Annotated in this window: 1 protein-coding gene; it reads right to left on the bottom strand. The window is 46.5% G+C overall.

The annotated features are described in order from the left end of the window. Positions 1-797 (bottom strand): SdrD B-like domain-containing protein (locus tag N477_RS22350; RefSeq protein WP_155732000.1); only part of this gene is annotated, 797 nt, incomplete at both ends.

Raw genomic sequence — 797 nt, 5'->3', positions numbered from 1 at the left:
ATTTACCACCTGACCAAACTTATCCGTGCCCGTGATAGTCACTGTGATGTCTTTTAGTCGCACATCATTTTGATCAACAGCGCCATCTTGGTTGATATCCAAGAACACTTTACCCGCAACCGACTTATCACCCGCTTTTGGTTTTTCTGTAAATTTAAGCTCTGGTGTTGCGTCTGTGCCGACAACCACTTTTGCGATATTGCTCACCACGCCAGCACCTGAGCCGATATAACGGTTACCCGTTTGGTAAGTGCCACTGACTGTCTGCGTAATGGTGTAACCATCGGCATTGGATTCAATCAGGCCTGTGAAGTTAAACGCACCATTGGTATCAGTTTTCACACTCTGGTTGATTGCTTGACCAAACTTATCCGTGCCTATGATAGTCACTGTGATGTCTTTTAATCGAACGTCGTTTTGATCAACCACGCCGTCTTGGTTCACATCCAAGAATACGGTACCAGCAACAGACTTATCACCGGCTTTTGGTTTTTCTGTGAAGGTGATCTCTGGCGTTACGTCTGTGCCGACAACGACTTTTGCGACATTGCTTACTGCACCTGCTCCACCGCCAATATAGCGATTACCCGTTTGATAAGTGCCACTGACTGTCTGCGTAATCGTGTAACCATCTGCATTGGATTCAATCAGGTTTGTGAAGCTGAACGCACCGCTCGCATTCGTCACTACACTTTGATTTACCGCCTGACCAAACTTATCCGTGCCCGTGATAGTCACTGTGATGTCTTTTAGCAGCGCATCATTTTGATCAACCGCGCCATCTTGGTTTACATCCA

It is taken from the genome of Pseudoalteromonas luteoviolacea H33-S (assembly GCF_001625695.1).
GTDB classification, from domain to species: Bacteria; Pseudomonadota; Gammaproteobacteria; order Enterobacterales; family Alteromonadaceae; genus Pseudoalteromonas; species Pseudoalteromonas luteoviolacea_B.
This window is presented reverse-complemented; position numbering and strand designations above follow the sequence as displayed.